The organism is Leptothoe sp. ISB3NOV94-8A (genome assembly GCF_043421595.1).
GTDB lineage: Bacteria > Cyanobacteriota > Cyanobacteriia > Phormidesmidales > Phormidesmidaceae > Leptothoe > Leptothoe turfae.
Genome location: NZ_JAXSQW010000001.1, coordinates 327,362 through 344,900 on the forward strand (window position 1 = coordinate 327,362; position 17,539 = coordinate 344,900).

Consider the following 17,539-nt stretch of genomic DNA (forward strand, 5'->3'; position numbering starts at 1 on the left):
AAGCGCCCCTGGCTAATAGAGTTAGATGCTGCTGTTAGTAGCTAAAATATGATCTTTTACACACTGATGAGTACATGCGTAAGCATTAACTTTAAGCTGGGGCATCTAACACAATCAGACATCCTTCTACAGTTAGATCTGATTGACTGACAAAAGTTTAGTCAGGATTGAACTGAGTAGTAAAGACCTGAAATTCTAACTGAAAGGAGCGTTTCTCATGCTGCCAGCGAGAGGCCATAGCCGGTTCAGGGTCTGTGTTAGACGAGAACACAACACGAGTCACCAGCTGCCAACCATCGATTAAGGCCGCATGAATCCAATCAAGGCCAATGCGAAAATAGCTGTTGCCACGAAACCCATGAGTATCGACCCATCGACGTTTGCCTGAGTCAACGACAGCAACGCCCTGCGCGGTCACGTAAAGTGTCGCGAGCGCTAAGATGAAGCATAAGCGTGAGAGGTCACAAACCGAACGAATCTCAGACCTTTGCAGATTCCAACCACTAGACTGCTCATCCTTGAAAAGCTCCTCAATATCGAAGCGTAAGCCATACTCCTGCAAGGTTTTTAGCGTAGTGGGTTCATCGCTGACAACGACCCAGAGTTCGCCATTGAGAGGATTGCGACCGACGATGACATGGACGGGACCATACCATTGTTGCTTGTGCAGTTTAACAGTGTGGAAACAGCGCACTTCGCCGCAAGCCAGATGAACTGAGTTGGGTTGTATCCAGCCTCCGGTAGAGCGCCATAGCCATGTGTTGCTCTTGAGTCGAATGCGATAGTGCCAGCCCAGGCAGCGCAGTGCACTCATGGCATCGGTATGAATGAATCCTCGGTCTGCCAGCAGAATAACCTTCACCGCCTTCGGCAGGTATCGAGCCGCCTGAACTAACATCTCGTGATACTCCCTGAAGGCAACTGTCGCACTCGAATGCTTGAGCACGCGCCAAGACAGCGGGAGGGCACGTCCTCGGTGAACCACGGCTAACCGAATCAGACAATACTCATCCCAAAACTGGGTGGTATCCAAGCTCAGATACAGACACTCGTCTTCCCAACTCGCCAGCGCGGCTTGAATAATGGGCTTGTACAACCGATGGACATTGATGCGTGGATTTCCCAGCCAGCGACGAATACGACGTTGGCGACTTTGCGCGTACTGCCCTCGGCAGGGGATATACTTGGCCCACTTCGTTAGGTTTACTTCGCCGGTATGAATCAGCGCGACGACCATCCATAGACAGGTCGTTAAATGGGTAAGGTGTGTCCAGTTGTCGCCTTGACCCAGCCAGATTTTCAAGGCATCGTAGAGGCGGGAGTTTTTTTCACAGCGTTTCTATAATTTGAGTGGTATCTAATTCTAGAGCGCTGGACTCCCGCTTCTTTCGTTATTGGCTACAATCCAAAACAGACAGTCACTTCAACAGTGTAGGCATTATCTTTTGTCAGTCAATCAGCAGTTAGATAAGCTGTCCGACCTTTACCGATAGCAACCTCATGCCCTCCAGTAAATGCACCAAAAGGGGGTAGTGTTAGCCGTTGGAACTGATGCTCATGGTAAAAGCAGGGCAGCCGCAGACTCTCAGTAGTAGATTTTAATTACACAACCGGGTGTGTATGGCCACAAATATTCATGTAGCCTTTGGGTAGGTGCTTCAGGCTAACGGGCTCATGGCTGAGCAATAGCTTGCCTAGAGGAACTGGATGATATAGTTCATATTAAAAACAGACTTTAACGCTATTCGGTCATGATTACCAACAATTAGGGTAACTTTAGCATCCACCTCTTCCAGGAATGTAGACCAGGCAATTTCTATTTCAGTCACCATGCCCTGACGAGAGTGAAATAGATCTCCGAGTACAAAAATTTGTTCGGGGTGGACTTTGTTACAGTACGATCTCAATTGCTTCAATGTTTCGCCATTCACCTGCTGCGCTACTGGAATCCTGGCCATTTGAAACGTTTCTGCCTTACCCAAATGCACATCTGAATGGTAGCAAAGTATGATATTTAGGCACATACAAAGCCCGTTCCAACAATACCAGTGTCTCTCTCTGTAATAGATCTACCTGGTGCCCGATTTTCATGTCATTTGACATATGTAGTCAACCTACTGAAGGCACCGCATAGTATTCTGATGCCGGTAATAGTATTAATCCTAAACTACTACAGGTAGATAGGATTAACAAAAATATTGATCCGTGACATCTCTACTAATATGGTGGTTTTGCTAACCTAAGGAGCATTCAATAAACCAAGCCAAAAAAATCTGTTTTATTTACATTTTAAGCAGTATAAATACAGATTTATCATCATTCCTGGACATTTTTAAGCCTAAATCATGCCTAAAAGAACTGATAAATGACTAGACCTTACAAAGAAATCAAATATTGCAGTAAACCGTATATTTTCGGATTTCTCTGTTCATGCTCTGTCACTAAAATAACACTATCTAAAACAAATTGCGTAGATAAATTGCATAGGCAACAGACAAACAGCGTAATCGTTTGAATTCACTTTAAGGCATTGCTATTTCGAACTCGGGCATTCTAAGCCTTTAGACTGTATCGGAATTAAAAGAGAGACGAAACTAATCCACAACTTTATTAAACAAGCATTTCAAACCTTTTTGAGAACCCCCTAAAATCGTTTCATATCAAAATTCACACTGTTTCAAAAAGTCACTTAGCCAACTTATCTCAAGTATCAAGGGCACAGAAATGCTTTATCAATAGTCCCAAGACTTTTTCATATTTTTTGTTGCTTACTGTTATCTAATCAAACGTCTATCTTTTTACGAGTCCCAGTTCATTATGAAATCCTCTGTCAGTAATTATTTAAGCTGAGGTTCTACTCTTATTATTATTCCTGACATGAATGAGCAAAGAAGTCTTGAAAGATTATTTCCTTATATCGATGGTGCGTTTCAAACCATACTGGATCAAGCCTTGGTCAATCAGCATATATCCACTAGAGGTTTCTCTGTATTTATTAGGGAGATCACTTAGTGATTCAACAAAAGTTAAGCGAAATTATGTAAGCAATTTGTTGCAGATCTGGTTGTTTTTTCCCATCTCAATGTTCGGCAAAACAGATATCTTATTTAGTGAACCAATGAATAAAACCAGGTTAGTGCATCTACGTTTTTTCTAGTTTATGCTTAATCACAGCTATAGAGCTTTCTATATATCAGGTTGCTATCTATCAATGAATGTTTTCTACCATCAAATTTCATTTGCTAATCATCATATACACTTAAATGACAATGCAAAAGCATGCTCTGATGCAGCGAATTATAGAGCAGTTGTTACCAGAAGAACAATGCTTATTTAGCGAATATCAGATTGAAGCCCTCCATCGATCTGCTCTATCTTTACCTAAAAGAAATCATGCCATCAATGTACGTTTGTCAATTCCTTTCCCAGGAAAAGGAATTTATCTCGTCCTTTTTGCAGGGAAAGAACTCCGTTCAAAAAAACGTCTGCTTGCTGACAGAGACTTTCAGATACTCCCTAGAGTTATTCTTCTTCTTATTTCACTTCTCGGTTGTGCAACTATCTTTGGTCTAGCTTACAGTCAACGCATATTAGCTATCAATAATCAACGTAATGCATCTAGTCTGAATGAATCATCAGACGTAATCCATCCTACCGTCGTGCCTTTCAAATATGATCAAGAGCAATGTGAGACAAGCTTTCGTGAGTGGAGGGATGGTGAATGTATTGATTACGAGCACGACCATACTTTCTAGGTTCAAGTCTAACGCTTATCCACTAAACTACATACTCTCAAAAATAGTTATTTATTAGCAAGTTGATCTTTCAAACGTTCTATACACTCAAGCAAACTCTCATTAGATAGGCGTGCGCTAAGATGCTCTACTAACAAAGGAAATGCTAAGGGTGAAGGTCGTTGTGTAGTTTTCCACACCACCTTAAACGTCTGTAGCCGTGCCAAAGCTATGCTCAGACGTTCTAGCTCTAGTTGTTGTTCTAGGACTTCCCTCTCTGCCTGGAGTAGCAGTAAGTTATCTGCCTCGTATTTAGAAAAAACCTCGTAAATTAAGGAAGCACTGACTTGGAGTTGGCTACCGGTTTTACGGGATGATGGATATCCTTGAAAGATCAGATTAGACACCTGAGCAATACTGCGAAAGCGTCGCTGGGTCAACTCTGAAATGTTGAGACTGGCTCGAATGTCTTTAACAATATTATTCAAGTTAAAGAAATGAGCCTGGTGGTTTTGAAAGATAGACTCAAAAGAATATCCTTTGGGAGCTAATATTTCAAAACCGTAATCATTGGCAAAGACGGTGAATGTCGCTTTTTTATATTGGGCAAAACGATGGGTCCATAGAAATCCTAAGCCCTCATGAGCAAATCTTCCCTCAAAGGGGAATGCATAGAGATGTTGTCCTTAGTTCATGCCACTCATCCAAAACACGGTCCGTAAGTTACCAAATCGCTGACGCGCCCCTTTGTAGGACAGCGGCACCGATAGAGACTCAGGTGTAGTAATCAAAATCTCATGCAGTTCTTCTTTTGCCGCTCCTTCTGGGATGCTTTAGTATCCCCAGTGCGAGACTCTACCTGGAGTGGCCAGCCCATTGCTGTAATCGGCTTTTGGATGGCTTGTTCAATGTCGCGAGATAGAGCTCGTAGGGGTGTGATGTAGAGTAGCTGTAGGCCGTAACCAGGATTAACCAGCATGTCGGCAATGGGTCCCATGACGGCTGCATAGGTTTTACCGGAGCCAGTAGGTACTTGAATCAGACCACTTTTGCCTGTCAGGTAAGCTTCCCAGGTTTCTTTTTGAAAGGGTAAGGGTTTCCATTTCTGGAGTTTGAACCAGGCCAAAATTGGCGATAGGGTAATTGCCATGGATACTTAACCTGGATGTTAAATGCCTTGCCTACAAACAATTGCCCAGGTCATCCACAAGGAGATGGAAACTCGGATTCTGTGAATTTGGATCGAAATCCTTGTTCTCTCCTCCATTGTCTATCTTCTGTAGTCCCTCTTATCTTCATCCTCCGTCCACTTATGAGACCTTTGCTTTGCCCAGGGTATAGCCATGGCAAAACACTCGAAACCAATGAAATTTCTTACCCCAAACTTACCCCATAAATCGATCTAAATTAGACTTAATAATCACCTAACGCATGTTCTGGTATATGTACATTAAGGGCATAAAAAGCGGATGATGGGACTCGAACCCACGACATTCAGCTTGGGAAGCTGACGTTCTACCACTGAACTACATCCGCAACCTATATTGCCAGTGTTTCCAATGGCTTGAACGTAAATATAGCAGGTTTTTCACTTGACGGCAAACAGATGATTACAGACAATTACAGACGAACATTTAATGTGAATTTTAATGTGAATGGCACCTAAGGATTGCAACCTGCAGGCAGTAAATGAGCGGCTAAAAGCCACCTGTATTCCCGTATCTGTGCAGAAACGGGGTGCGCGTTTAATTTTACAGGCCACACTGCCTCCTAAACCGACTAGCAATAAGCGTAACCACCATCAGCAACAGATATCTACGGGCTTGCCAGATAATCAGCAGGGACGCCGAAAAGCTGAGGGTATGGCCATTACGCTGGGCGGGAAGCTGCTGGACGGCACATTCAAATGGAATGATTACGCTACTGCCAGGACGGAAAAGTCTAAGCAGTGTGCAGAGGTGATCAAGCGATTTGAGAAGGACTATCGGCAAAGAAATCAGCTTGAAAATCGCACATGGCAAGAGAACTGGCACAAGGTTTTCAAACAGCTGCCGCGAACGTCAGCCTTAACAGCTGACATTCTACGGAATGAATGTTTAAGTAAACCTGAAAATTCGAGGACGCGTCAGCAGACTTGCCAAAGGTTACAGGCCTTGGCAAATTTTGCAGGTATTGATGTGGACCTGCTGCAGTATCAGGGCAATTATGGGCCTAGCAAAGTAAAAGAGCGGGACCTGCCCTCTGATGAATTAATTGCTCAGTGGAGAGAACAAATTCCTAATCAAAACTGGCAGTGGGTTTATGGAATGATGGCTGCCTATGGTATTCGTCCCCATGAGGTTTTCTTCTGCGAATTTACAGATGAAGGCTTACAAGTTCTTAAGGGAAAAACAGGTCCCCGTCTTGTTTATCAAGCCTTTTATCCGGAATGGGTGGAGCGATGGAACTTGGCTACGGTGTGCAGGCCAAAGGTAAATGCTGAAGCCTCTTATGAAAAAGGAAATCTAGGCCGAAAAATTAATACTCAGTTTCGCAGATATAAAATGCCATTCTCTCCCTATGACTTACGCCATGCTTGGGCCATTCGCTCAACAGTATTGTTCAGGGTGCCTGAAACGGTTTCAGCTCAGTTGTTGGGCCATACACCTGATGTTCACTTGAAGATATATCAGCGCTGGATTGATATTGCCAGAGGAAAACAAGCGATTAAACAGGTGATGAGTGAATCTAACCTGCCCGCAGCGCCTCTCGTTCCCAGCGCTTGATAATTGCTCTAACTTTGAAGAGCCATTCGCGGGAGCCTTCAGGTTTAATGACTTCTTTACCAGGTAGAAAGACTCGACCTTCTCGGGCCGCTCTAGTCAGGTTGTCGCGGTGGGAGTAAACTGGCAACAACTGGGCATGAATAACTTCTGAGGTGCTGTACCAAGTTTTCACAGTAGCTTTGCTCTTTAGCTCTTGAAGCTCATTGGTTAAGTCTTCAATGCGTTGTAAGAGCTTGTGGTTAATAGCTGTTGTGTGGGCTAGTTGTTCATTGGTGCAGTCAACAATGCCAGCTAATCGTTCAAATAGTTGTTTATCCATTTTCTTTATTCCTATGACTATTTGACGTCTTGTGAGGAATTTGTTGAATGGGATAACGAGTTTGTAAAAGTATCGGCAACGACCCATACTTTTACCGCGCTGTTTTTTTCCTGGCTATCCAGGATAGCGCGACTCCAAAGTCTCTCTTTTTCGCTTCAACAATTGGTAGATGTGATGCTGGGTTCTTAAAACTAAAGTTTGATAGCTTGGAGAATCGTTAACAGTCCTGATAGCTCACATAGTAATAGAGACGACTGACTACTGCTGAATCTATGCTGACATAGAAATATTACTTAATTTGGTTGTGGGTTGAATATATATGTTTTGCTGATACTTGCGGCTTTTGTGTCTTAGAAATAGGTTGTAGCTGCGATCAAACCCTGATTTTTTAGGAGTTTGATTGATTGAATCAGCATAGGGAGCAATATAGACCCTAAAAATTGACCTGTCTGAGTAAAGTGATCAGCATAGATTCAGAATCCCTTTTCCTGAGGGGATTTTAGCCAGGTTCCCTATTCATGTTGACCTGGCTAATAAGTCCCTTGACTCAGTTAGAAGTTGTGGTTAATGTAAGCCTTAAGCTGTTCACGGCCTTACTACAGAGCCCATAATTTAGCGCCATCGGCAGGTGCTGACACACCATGCCGATGACATACACCCCCACGTTGCTGACACAACCTGGGAGCGCAGGTTTAATGTACCTGATGCCACCCCGGATTGCATCTATGCATGGGGTGGCTAATTTATGGCTCTGGTTTCCTTCTCGTCGTTTATTTGGAGATCAGAGTCCATGTTTATCGATAATAGTCAGGGCACAGGTGTGCCCACAGATCCGCCTGCCAGTGGAGCATTGCCGGAATATCAGTATGAAGATGTCAGGCTAATGCTACTGGGTAGTCTGACATCTGTGCAGAATACGATCGCCTTGTTGTTTAAGCTTAACTATGCGGAGCCTAATGATTGGAGTCGTCCCCTGGCCACTGGTCGGCCCAATGAGGTGATGGCAATTTTGACGAAGCGAGTCAGGGTGGATTAGAGCAAAAAATGAGGCCATGTTTGTACATGGCCTTGAGCTTGATTAAAGCCAGTTTCCTAATAAAACATAGAGAGTGCTCGCTAGCATTTTAGACACCAGGGCTTCCATAGAGTTGAAAGTAATTGACACTTGATAGACGGTTTTTGGTCCCGTCATTCGTAGGTTCGAATCCTACCGCCCCAGTTAGCTTCAGAGATTTGTTAAAGAGGCTGGCCTAAAGGCTGGCCTAATTTTATGCTCTTTTAGCGAAACTTTTAGTCCATAAATTCGTAACCGACCACGTGGGTCAGACAGCAGATGAATCCTGAGCTTGTGTAAAAGGTTGTTGTGGTAGCAAAGATGGGACTGGTTTGCCCTCACGAGCAGCCCGACAGGCCTCGGTCATGTATTCCAAGACATTGCGTTTTTGAGAGTGCAGCGTCGCTACGACCGTCAACATCCGAGCCACAAAGGCACTCCCCGCTTCGGTCTGTGAGCCAAAGCTGATACGTCTCCAGATAACGGCGGGTCGCAGGGCTCGTTCTGAGTCATTATTGGTGGGCTCAACGCCCTCAGTGGTGACAAATAGCCACAGCGCGGGCTCCATCTTTAACAAACGTCGGCACGTCCGCACCGTTTTGGCTAACGCTGTCTTTTCTTTGGCTCCAATCTGATGACTGGCGGCTTGAGTGAGTAGAGATTTCACGTTAGCCCGAATCGGCTTGACCGTCTCAATAAAATCACTCCGAGTGAGCGTACCATCGCGGACCCGATACCACAACTTGAATAATGTCTCTTCTTGCTTAAGCAAAGCTTCACCGATGGCCTGAGAGATCCCTGGGCGTTCGGCGATTTTCGTAAAGTCCCGTTTCAAGTGAGCCCAGCACACTTGTCTACAAACCAACGAGACCCAATTGTAGACACTATGACGATCTGAGATCAAAATACCGTCAAAGTTTTTTCCGAGGAGTGCTTGGGCTGATGCTTGGGAGTGACTGAGGAAGACTTGGAAAACGGTCACTAGAGGGGTAACCATCACCCACAACCAACCTTTTCGTTGGTCGGGGTTATTTCCATCGGCATTGCCTTGCGGAAAACCCGTCTCATCGGACTTTACAACGGGTTGTTGCTGAGCGTATGCTGTTGCCTCTTCTACAGGGGCAGCCACCGCCTCACTTGCCTGCTGACGCAGATTGTTAACGCTCCCCAACGCCATCTGGATGCCAAACACATCCAACATCGCCTGTTGCACCATCCGCTGAGAGTGACGATACATCCCACTGAGTACACCCACAATGGCGGTCACTCGGGGACCATAAACCTGGACTGACACCGTCTCCGGTAATTCGGCACGGGTACTCTCTCCACAGACCTCACACACTCTTTGGTGCAGACGATATTCGTGCACCTCAGGCCACACTGGAGGTATCTCAACAGTTTGGTGACGATAGGGGCTGAGGTCTTCTCCACTCAGAGCGGCATGACAACAACGACAACTCTCGGGATAATAGTTATTAACAGATTTACACTGCTCTACGGCAAACAAATGACGATGATGACCTGGGTGACCCGGTTGCCCACCTCGTTTTTTATCACTTTTGCGGCGACGACCCGGTTTCTTCACCTGAGGGGTATCACTCGATGGGGATTGCGATGAGTTCGATGAATTCCGATTGACTTGCTCTTGCAACAACTGATACTGATGCTGTAATTCCTGATGCTGCTTCTCCAAGTGCTCTAAACGCTCAAGGAGATGACCCACTAGCTGTTTGACACTAGTGGGGGGGCGCTCCCAGTCTTCCGGCACTGGTTCCGCCTAATGGGGATAGTCTATCGTTTATTGGAAAAGAGTTAGACTGCATATCGAATGGATAACAACTGTGTCCAAGATATCCCCAGTTTCAAAATGCCGAGTTTCACGGCAGGCACAACTTTTGTCGTGAAATGGACGCGCACAAAATTGTGCACCAACCAATAAACATCTAGGGTTCGTTGTAAGTGTTTTCGAGATTTAGCATAGGTATTGGTTTTACGGCGAAAGGCCGCATTACGCCTTCGGATCGATGCCTTAAAGGCCTCAACATGATTGGCATGAATGGATTTCTCTGCCACATCATGGTCCGTTTGAGGGTGCTCAGGGACGGGGGCTTGATACTTTTTGCGGGGACGGCCTCGACGCTTTTTGGCCCCTTTGTTTTTTAAGCGAACTCTTACCCCTTTCGGTAATCGCTTTTTAGGACGTCCCGGTTTCCCCGTCCGAATGATGTCGTAGCAGATTTCAAACAAGAGATTCCCATACCGTCGTTCGCCATCGGTCAAGAGGCTGATGCTACCGGTTTGTTCCACCACCTGAGCTAACCACGTTAACGCTTATTCAAACAGCTGTTTGTCTTTTCGACCACAGTGCAATTCCCACAAGAATCGACTGCCTCGCTCCATCAGGACAATTGTCCAACCTTCTGACACGGAGGGGGGAACGTTCTTATCAACCTTGGTATACAGTTCATCCCCTTCTATCTCTTGATGAATGAATTCATGCATCACGGAATAGAGCATCAAGGTGGGTTTGAGCTCCGCTAAGCGACGTTCCCAATCAATCACGCTTTTCTTTGAGACGCTAAAGGTCCGAGCCGTTGCATTCAAGCTCATCCCCTCACTTCTCGCTTTGAGAATTTTGATAATCCGACTCAACGGAGTAGTCAACCCAGCAATGGGAGTCGCAAACGTTTCACTGTAGTAAATATTGCAACCACGACAGTGGTAAATCGTTCGCGTGCCATGGCTTTGGGTTGTGTAACGGGTGTGGGGATGAATGTCGGTACTCGCGCAACCAGGGCACGGATGGGAAAATAGATCCATAACACTACAGATTTTGGGGAGCTTTCCTGATAGCTATTATCCCTCAAGATTATACACAGCAATCTCTTTAGCTATCCCACTGCACGGAACCAGTGCCCAAACTGGGCTTGTGGGAACAGATTAATGACCGCTTGGTAAAGTTAGTAAGACTCGCAGAGGGACGAGATGAGCAACCGAGCTTGACGAGCATTGATAGTCAATCCGTGAGGACCTCAGAGAACAAAGGATTTGAGCAAGGGGTTGATGGCCATAAGCGTGTCAAAGGTCGTAAGCGTCATATTGTTGTTGACACCTTAGGCATGGTGTTGAATTGTTTTGTTAGTGCGGCCAACATGGCAGATATCAAGGCTGCCGTGGTGGTATTAGAGCCTGTCTTAGAGACGTATGTAAGACTTGAGAAAGTGTTAGCTGACCAAGCGTACAAAGGAGGGCTAGGAGAGACTATAAAACAGATTTATCACTGCGTTCTAGAAGTCACAACAAGACTGGGAGAGAGTTTTGTTCCTGCGCCTTATCGGTGGGTCGTTGAGCGAACACTGTCTTGGTTAGATAAGGCGAGACGTCTGTGTCGAGACTATGAAGTTTTACCGGAAAACCATGAAGGCGTTGTCTATGTGGTGATGATGCGCTTAATGCTGCGCCGATTAACCGATAATCGACGACGATGGATGTCAAAGACTCCTCAGACTGCTTAATGTTAGTTTACGAACCCACTCTTAATGCTGACCCTGCGGCACGCCGCTCATGGCACTCAATTCGCAACAGCTCAGGTCTCTCGACTGCGAACAGCATTGATTAAAGGAGCCGCACGGGTCAAAGTCTCGGTGAGACGGGTGTTGGTGGAGCTGGCAGCATTCTCTCCCTTCGCGGCTGAGATCACCCTCATTGCTCAACGATTAAAGGATTTACCGACCGTTAAAATTGCCTGATATCAGAGCTCTGATAGGAGTCGTGTCTCTAATTGAGACTTTTGGGGCTCAAAACAGCTTATTTTGAACAGCATCACGGACGTTCATATAGCACTCCGTCCTGCTTGGTCTCATTGAACTCAGATAAGGAGTAATTTCAACCTGACTGACAAGGGTCATGAATAATGCAGGTTAGGATGGTGTCTGCAGCAAGGTTTTGATATTGCGGCTGAGGCCCCACTGCTTATCAGCCTGTCTAACCGGAACTATTGTCAACGTATGGGCTATGGCGGGATCTATAAGATGGTGCAGGCGCTTTCGGAGTGTCTGGGGATTGACGAGAGCATTCATCCCCACCGGCTACGGCATACTTATGCACGCAGCTGGTTTTGGAGGGTATAGACCCAGAGTTAGCGCTCAAACACATGCGGCTCAAGTCACCGCATGTGTTTGAGCGCTATACCAAACGAGCTTTGCAGCGCCGTGCTAGCGAGAGTTTTCGGGAGGTTGCCGAGCATTCAATTTCTGGTCTCTTTGGAGCGTAATGCACAAAAACTTAAGTTGTGAACAGCAGACTGCAGAAAAGAAGCAGCAGAGCCAAAGAAATTAACTTTTTTAAGACATTTGCTTAAACCTCAGGTATTACTTTTATTCTGATAAGAACTGGATTCCGAGGTGCCCATCTTGTCCGTCAACCCTAACCAAGAACTTATTTGGCAAGGACGTTTACATCTTGGTGACGAACCAGGTGTTTATGGGGATGCTTCTTACTCCGGCATCTGTGCTGAATTACCAATAACCATTTATCGGACACCAACTGAGCCACCTAACCCTCAGCCGATAACCTCCTTCACGCTGATCCTTGAGACCGAAGAGCTAAAAACACTAAGCAACTATCCAGGTCATAAAGTATTAGTAACTCAGTACGTTGATGACCCTAATCAACAGTTTCGGTCAATAGAGAAACCCTTCCCTTCAGAAAGGTTCAAGGAGACCGATAACAACCGCAAAGAGATTACTATTGATATTGGCACGGAAGCTGGCCCGTTCTATCTCTCTGTACAGCTAAGGTGTGACACAACTGCGAATCCAGGGCTTTATGACGATTTCACTTGGCGCAGATTATCACTCTTGGCTGATAAATATAGCTTCTATGCATCCCTAGGATTTATCCTATAGCTCTATAAAGTTTGTTTAATTGGCATTTGTAAGGGATCGCAGCAAGCGCGGTAGGACTGCCGAAACCAAATTACTACAGCTAGTAGGTATCAAAACCATGCAGCAAGAAATTTCATCAAAAATATTTTTTAACGATTATCAGTTTATCGGTACGTTCACCCTTCCCGAAACAGATCCTTCTAGTTTGCCTCTGTTCGACATCCTAAATGATGGACGGATTATATCTACTGACGGTCAATGGGTTTACGTGGAGCAAGAGGCTAGCTCGAGAGTTTTTGATAAATTGACTAGGTTAAATGATAGTCAGTATTCTCCATTCATTCGCATATCGCCCAACGGTAATCGAATCGCCACAGCTAAATTCGACACAGTAGTCGTCTTCAATTTCGATGCCCCAGAAGAGACACAGGAGTACAGACTAGGATCTACGTATGATGCTGAATGGATAGACGATTCGAAGTTAGCAATCACTGGTGCTTCGCAAAAAGGTGTGACTGTTCTAGATACGGAAAATGGTAGGACACTTCCAGTGATCCAAAATATAGGTGGTGCTCCTGCTGGCGTTACCATAGACAAATGCAAATATCTGTATTGTGCAAATGGTGGTGATACACAGCCAGGAGGATCACAAACAGGTTGGATCAAAGCCTTTCCGCCTCAATCATGGGAAACAGTATTATCTGGGGGCGTTCCTATAGACTTTGAAACTAGCGGAATCCTAGTAGCCGACATACTTTCAGCAGGTTATCTAGGATTTGATGGCGCAGGGAATATGTTAGTCGGGGGAGGAGTATTCTTTGGTGGAAGTGGCGATGTGGATGGGGGCAATGAGCCCACAATACCTGACAAGGGATATGCTGCCATAATAAACGGAAAATCCGTCAAAGATGCGTTAGAGGGTGGCCCTCCTGTCACAAGAAAATCCTCAAGTAACGCGCTCTACGAGATTGATCCTGACCCAAACTCAGATAGAGATTTCTATTATGTAAATGCCAATAGAAAATTAGGCGAACTATACTTCAGTGACTACGGTGGAGATAGTACAGGTGGGAACAATGCCATTGTTTATGTTTTTCGTAGTAAAAGCTATTAAATCGAATCTGTCAGATCCAGGTAGCCAAATCGGGCCGAAATCTCGGCATGATTCAAAACCGGTTGATCTTAGGTAACACTCGCAACACAAAGTAGACCGTCATCAGGACAATTAGTTTTATGTACTAAATAGCATCTAAAACGATTAGAACTTTCAAGTTAAGACCATTATTAAAAGCTTATAAGCTTACCGAAATATGAAAAAATTGGTTCTAGTTATTAGTGTTTTTATCTTAATCTCTGCAATCTATGCTCAGTCAGTTTTTGCTGATGAATTGGAATTACCCTTTCAAGGAAAAGTTGACGCTTCTAGTGATGTTGGAGCATTTACAATCAAAAACACTGGTCAAGGCACTGTCGGAAATTTCGAGTTGACAAATCCAGGAAATAGTGCTCCAGCGCTGCAAGGAAAAACCAAGGGTTCTGGCCCCGCAGTTAGAGCTAGAACAACTGGAAGTGGAACTTCAATCGAGTCAGTAACGACAGGAACTGGTTCTGCTGGAAACTTCATAATTGATAACTCAGAGAGTAAAGCACCAGCAATACGTGCAAGTACTAATGGCAAAGGACTCGCTGCAATCTTCGATGGAGATGTTTCTATTTCAGGAACATTGAATCTTGACTCTCTAATTTACGAAAACGATGAACAAGGAATTTCTATAGAAGGAGATATAGATTCTTTATTGAGTGCCATCAAAGATGGAAAGCTTATTTCTGTTCAATATCTGAGTAATGATGGCCTAGTTATATGGCGGAGAACTTGCGATTCATTAGCAGTAAAACAAGATATTCAAAAAGTTGCTGTATGCTTTATTTCAATGGTTCCCGATACAAAAAATCTAAACTTAGAACCACCATATTTCCTAGAACAGCATTCATATGATTCGGATGGGTATTCAAGGGTTATTAAATTTGATCTTAAGAATGGGGAAGTCGTTGCCAGACAAGATAGAGATTTAAGCATCAAATGGTTTGTAGGCAATTAGCAAAAGCAATTATTAGTATTAATTTTATACATCATGAAATGATGTATAAAATTAATACTTTTTGCAGTTTTCTTTATTTTTTGACTAGGAAAAAGTTATGTCTGATTGGAAAGATGACCTTCGTCCAGCTTATCGAGGAGAACTGATTGCAGACCTAGAAAGTGATGACGGAAAATTGACTCTAGATTTAGAAGAGTTGGATCTGATCCCAGATGCTGAAATACGAGAAGAGGTAAAGAAACTAATTATTAAGGGACATCAAAGATTTTATTCCCGCTCATTTAATCCCGCATTATTTTTGTACAGAAAGGCATTTCTGCTTGTAGAGAGCCTTCCTCTAGAAAATATTATGCGTCTTACCATACAAATTTATCTTGCAGACACATATCTAGAACTATTCAATTTTGAGAATGCTAAAGGTGAATTACTAAAAGTTTTAGAGCAAAGCCTAACTGATAATCGACCCATATCACCCAGAGTGCTTTGGCTCAAAATGGCAAAAACTTGGTTGGCAGCAGGAGATGCATTATACAGAGGAATTTCAGGTACTTTATCTTCTGAGCAAAAAGAATTGATAAGGAATGAATACAATCAAATACTTGAAGATGGTGTCAACCCTAACTTTAGTTCTCCTCTTTATTCTTCTTCTCTCGAATTCATGTTTTCAGATGTAGAAAGCGTTGTAAGAGCAATTCAAGAAGAGGATGCTTCAAGGCTTAGTGAAAGTCATCCTCAAATGGTTGAGTTAATTTGCAAGTGCCAACAAAGATTTAAGCAACTCGATCAGAATTCTAATTTTATAGGTTTTTCTAGTTCTTATGTGCCAATTTTACGTTTTGATTATCTTCAAGATATCGCACGAAGGTTTGCACAGACTGCTGCACAAGCAAACAGAGAATATATTAGCTATATGCAAAAAGCGCAGCAAGAATCTTTTACTTTTCGCCAGATGCAACAGGCTGTTGAGCTTAATGAAGCAGGTGTTGCTATGGAGCAACAAGCGTTAGAATCTTCTCGTAAAGAGATAGCTTCAGCAAGATCTTTGCAAGAATTAGCAGATACTCGCTGGCGTCAGGCAAAAGAGTATGAAAACTACTATCGTGAGACTGGAAGAGACATAGTTAGGTTGGATGAGGCATTATCTTGGGCTAACGCAGGTACCGTAAGCGATGATGATGAAATACGTCTTAGATATGGAGGTCTTGAGGATATTGGTATTGCTAATGAATATCAACTTAGAAGTACCCTGATTCAGAAACTTACAACAGCTAGAGCAACAAGAAATTTTAATCTTCAGCTTGAGCAATTACAAAATAGAGTCACAGAGCTAGCAGCATCACGAAATGTATCTAGGGGACAACTTAATGTAGCTATTTCTAGAGATGAAGTTGCTCAACTCAGATATCGTGCTGCTCAATTTAGATTGCGACATAGTGAAGCCAACCTTGAAGAGATAAGGTCCCGAGAAATTGATCTTGAGTTTTTTAGCGAGATTGCTCGTCTTGTCCGTGATACAGCGCAAACTTATCTAGAACACGCTACATTGCTAGCCTATATGATGCAGCAGGCTTACAATTTTGAATTTGGAGAAAATCTTAATCGTATTCGCTTAGACTATGGAGACCTTGATGATTTGCAGGGGCTATATGCTGCCGATTTACTACTAAGAGATATTGATTTTTTCACCTTTCATAAAGCTGTTCAAATTCGCAATAAAATTCAGCCTGTAGTCACACGTATCGAGTTGAGGAAGAGATACCCTTTAGAATTTCTAAAGCTTCAGCAAGATGGGGAAATGCTTTTTTCAACTAAGCTAGAGTACTTTCATCAAAAATATCCAGGAATTTATAATGCAAGAATAATTAACGTATCTATTTCTCCGATTACAGGAGAACGTCCAATCGGAAGTCTAACAGCCAACGGGGTATCTTATTTTCGCAACATTGAAGGTGAAAAATCAACTAAAATGCACGCTTCGGAGACATTGCTAATATCAGACTACAAGAGTAGAACGGATATGATTATTGCCCCCACGCCAAATGAGCAATTAGTAACGTTTGAAAACATCGGTTTAGAAACAGATTGGCTACTTAGCTTTCCTAAATCGCAGAATTTGATAAATTACAGCACCATAACAGATGTCTATATGACAATCACCTTTTATTGTGAGGTAGACTCGAAACTGGCCGAAGAAGATCTTAATTCGATTCCACAAAGCGAAGAAATTGAAACTTACTTTGCCTTTAAAGAAAGATCAACAAGATTTGAGAATTCATTTGCTGACTTACAAGATTTTGGAGAATACATATTTGAGATTGAAGAAGCCTATATTCCTCATCCTAATCCGAGAATTAGGGGATTAAGATTAATTGCTGTTGATGAAAACAACGATTTTATTGCTCTGAATGCAAGGCTATGGTCGCAAGAATATGGTAGTGAAGAAAATCTATATGAATCGAATGAAAATAAGATAGTTGTCATCCAGTCAGAAGAACAAGAAGATGGTTTTCGCGATACATCTCTGGTTACAAAATGGACGATTGTCTTGCGACCAGAAGACAATCCCGATCTAATTTCATCAAATGATACCGATCAGCAGCTCGATTTGAGCAATTTCAAAGCAATATTTTTAGTCGTTAGATACTTTTATTCTGGAGCTTAATATTCATCCAAATCCACTTA

13 protein-coding genes, 1 tRNA gene and 3 pseudogenes are annotated in these 17,539 nt (G+C 43.5%); 9 read left to right on the forward strand and 8 right to left on the reverse strand.

Annotated features, from left to right (window positions below; translation table 11 throughout):
- Window positions 1-157: 157 nt before the first annotated feature.
- Window positions 158-1,303, reverse strand: a complete 1,146-nt coding sequence (locus SPB21_RS01415) for a transposase (protein ID WP_499865120.1) — start codon at window positions 1,301-1,303, stop codon at window positions 158-160.
- A 391-nt stretch (window positions 1,304-1,694) separates the two neighbouring features.
- The gene (locus SPB21_RS01420; RefSeq protein WP_499865121.1) at window positions 1,695-1,958 is read right to left on the reverse strand and encodes a metallophosphoesterase; all 264 of its coding nucleotides are present in this window, start codon (window positions 1,956-1,958) and stop codon (window positions 1,695-1,697) included.
- Between the two features lie 1,311 nt (window positions 1,959-3,269).
- On the opposite strand from SPB21_RS01420, the gene SPB21_RS01425 reads away from it, so the two are divergent.
- Window positions 3,270-3,755, forward strand: a complete 486-nt coding sequence (locus tag SPB21_RS01425) for a hypothetical protein (protein ID WP_163696045.1) — start codon at window positions 3,270-3,272, stop codon at window positions 3,753-3,755.
- Between the two features lie 47 nt (window positions 3,756-3,802).
- Here the strand turns inward: SPB21_RS01425 and SPB21_RS01430 are convergent.
- From SPB21_RS01430 to SPB21_RS01440, 3 genes and pseudogenes are all read right to left on the reverse strand, one after another.
- Window positions 3,803-4,357 (reverse strand): annotated as a pseudogene (locus SPB21_RS01430) (DNA ligase-associated DEXH box helicase); the annotation flags it as partial.
- A 164-nt stretch (window positions 4,358-4,521) separates the two neighbouring features.
- Window positions 4,522-4,884 carry a DEAD/DEAH box helicase gene (locus SPB21_RS01435; protein WP_499865123.1) on the reverse strand — a complete coding sequence of 121 codons (363 nt, stop codon included), beginning with the start codon at window positions 4,882-4,884 and terminating at the stop codon, window positions 4,522-4,524.
- A gap of 314 nt (window positions 4,885-5,198) precedes the next feature.
- Window positions 5,199-5,270, reverse strand: a tRNA-Gly gene (locus SPB21_RS01440).
- Window positions 5,271-5,389: 119 nt separating this feature from the next.
- Here SPB21_RS01440 and SPB21_RS01445 point away from each other — a divergent pair.
- Window positions 5,390-6,499, forward strand: coding sequence for a site-specific integrase (locus SPB21_RS01445; protein ID WP_499865124.1), 1,110 nt, complete (start codon window positions 5,390-5,392; stop codon window positions 6,497-6,499).
- Here SPB21_RS01445 and SPB21_RS01450 read toward each other — a convergent pair.
- Entirely contained in the window at window positions 6,462-6,818 is a 357-nt protein-coding gene (locus tag SPB21_RS01450) for a hypothetical protein (protein ID WP_499865125.1), read from the reverse strand. The genes SPB21_RS01445 and SPB21_RS01450 overlap by 38 nt on opposite strands.
- Window positions 6,819-7,563: 745 nt before the next feature.
- Between SPB21_RS01450 and SPB21_RS01455 the strand changes: the two genes are divergently transcribed.
- Window positions 7,564-7,854: a hypothetical protein gene (locus SPB21_RS01455; protein WP_499865126.1), complete on the forward strand. Its 291-nt coding sequence runs from the start codon at window positions 7,564-7,566 to the stop codon at window positions 7,852-7,854.
- A gap of 286 nt (window positions 7,855-8,140) precedes the next feature.
- Here SPB21_RS01455 and tnpC read toward each other — a convergent pair whose 3' ends face one another.
- Window positions 8,141-9,640 carry an IS66 family transposase gene (gene tnpC / locus SPB21_RS01460; protein WP_499865128.1) on the reverse strand — a complete coding sequence of 500 codons (1,500 nt, stop codon included), beginning with the start codon at window positions 9,638-9,640 and terminating at the stop codon, window positions 8,141-8,143.
- 44 nt (window positions 9,641-9,684) lie between these two features.
- Window positions 9,685-10,692, reverse strand: a pseudogene (locus tag SPB21_RS01465) (transposase).
- A gap of 92 nt (window positions 10,693-10,784) precedes the next feature.
- Here SPB21_RS01465 and SPB21_RS01470 point away from each other — a divergent pair.
- From SPB21_RS01470 to SPB21_RS01495, 6 genes and pseudogenes are all read left to right on the forward strand, one after another.
- A complete protein-coding gene (locus SPB21_RS01470) occupies window positions 10,785-11,387 on the forward strand; it encodes an IS5 family transposase (protein ID WP_499865129.1) in 603 nt (200 codons plus the stop codon).
- An 18-nt stretch (window positions 11,388-11,405) separates the two neighbouring features.
- Window positions 11,406-11,621 (forward strand): annotated as a pseudogene (locus tag SPB21_RS01475) (transposase); the annotation flags it as partial.
- A gap of 663 nt (window positions 11,622-12,284) precedes the next feature.
- The gene (locus tag SPB21_RS01480; protein WP_499865131.1) at window positions 12,285-12,779 is read left to right on the forward strand and encodes a hypothetical protein; all 495 of its coding nucleotides are present in this window, start codon (window positions 12,285-12,287) and stop codon (window positions 12,777-12,779) included.
- Window positions 12,780-12,876: 97 nt separating this feature from the next.
- Window positions 12,877-13,872, forward strand: coding sequence for a hypothetical protein (locus SPB21_RS01485; protein ID WP_499865133.1), 996 nt, complete (start codon window positions 12,877-12,879; stop codon window positions 13,870-13,872).
- Window positions 13,873-14,068: 196 nt separating this feature from the next.
- Window positions 14,069-14,857: a hypothetical protein gene (locus SPB21_RS01490; protein WP_499865134.1), complete on the forward strand. Its 789-nt coding sequence runs from the start codon at window positions 14,069-14,071 to the stop codon at window positions 14,855-14,857.
- A gap of 97 nt (window positions 14,858-14,954) precedes the next feature.
- Window positions 14,955-17,519: a Tc toxin subunit A-related protein gene (locus SPB21_RS01495; protein ID WP_499865136.1), complete on the forward strand. Its 2,565-nt coding sequence runs from the start codon at window positions 14,955-14,957 to the stop codon at window positions 17,517-17,519.
- Window positions 17,520-17,539: the final 20 nt, after the last annotated feature.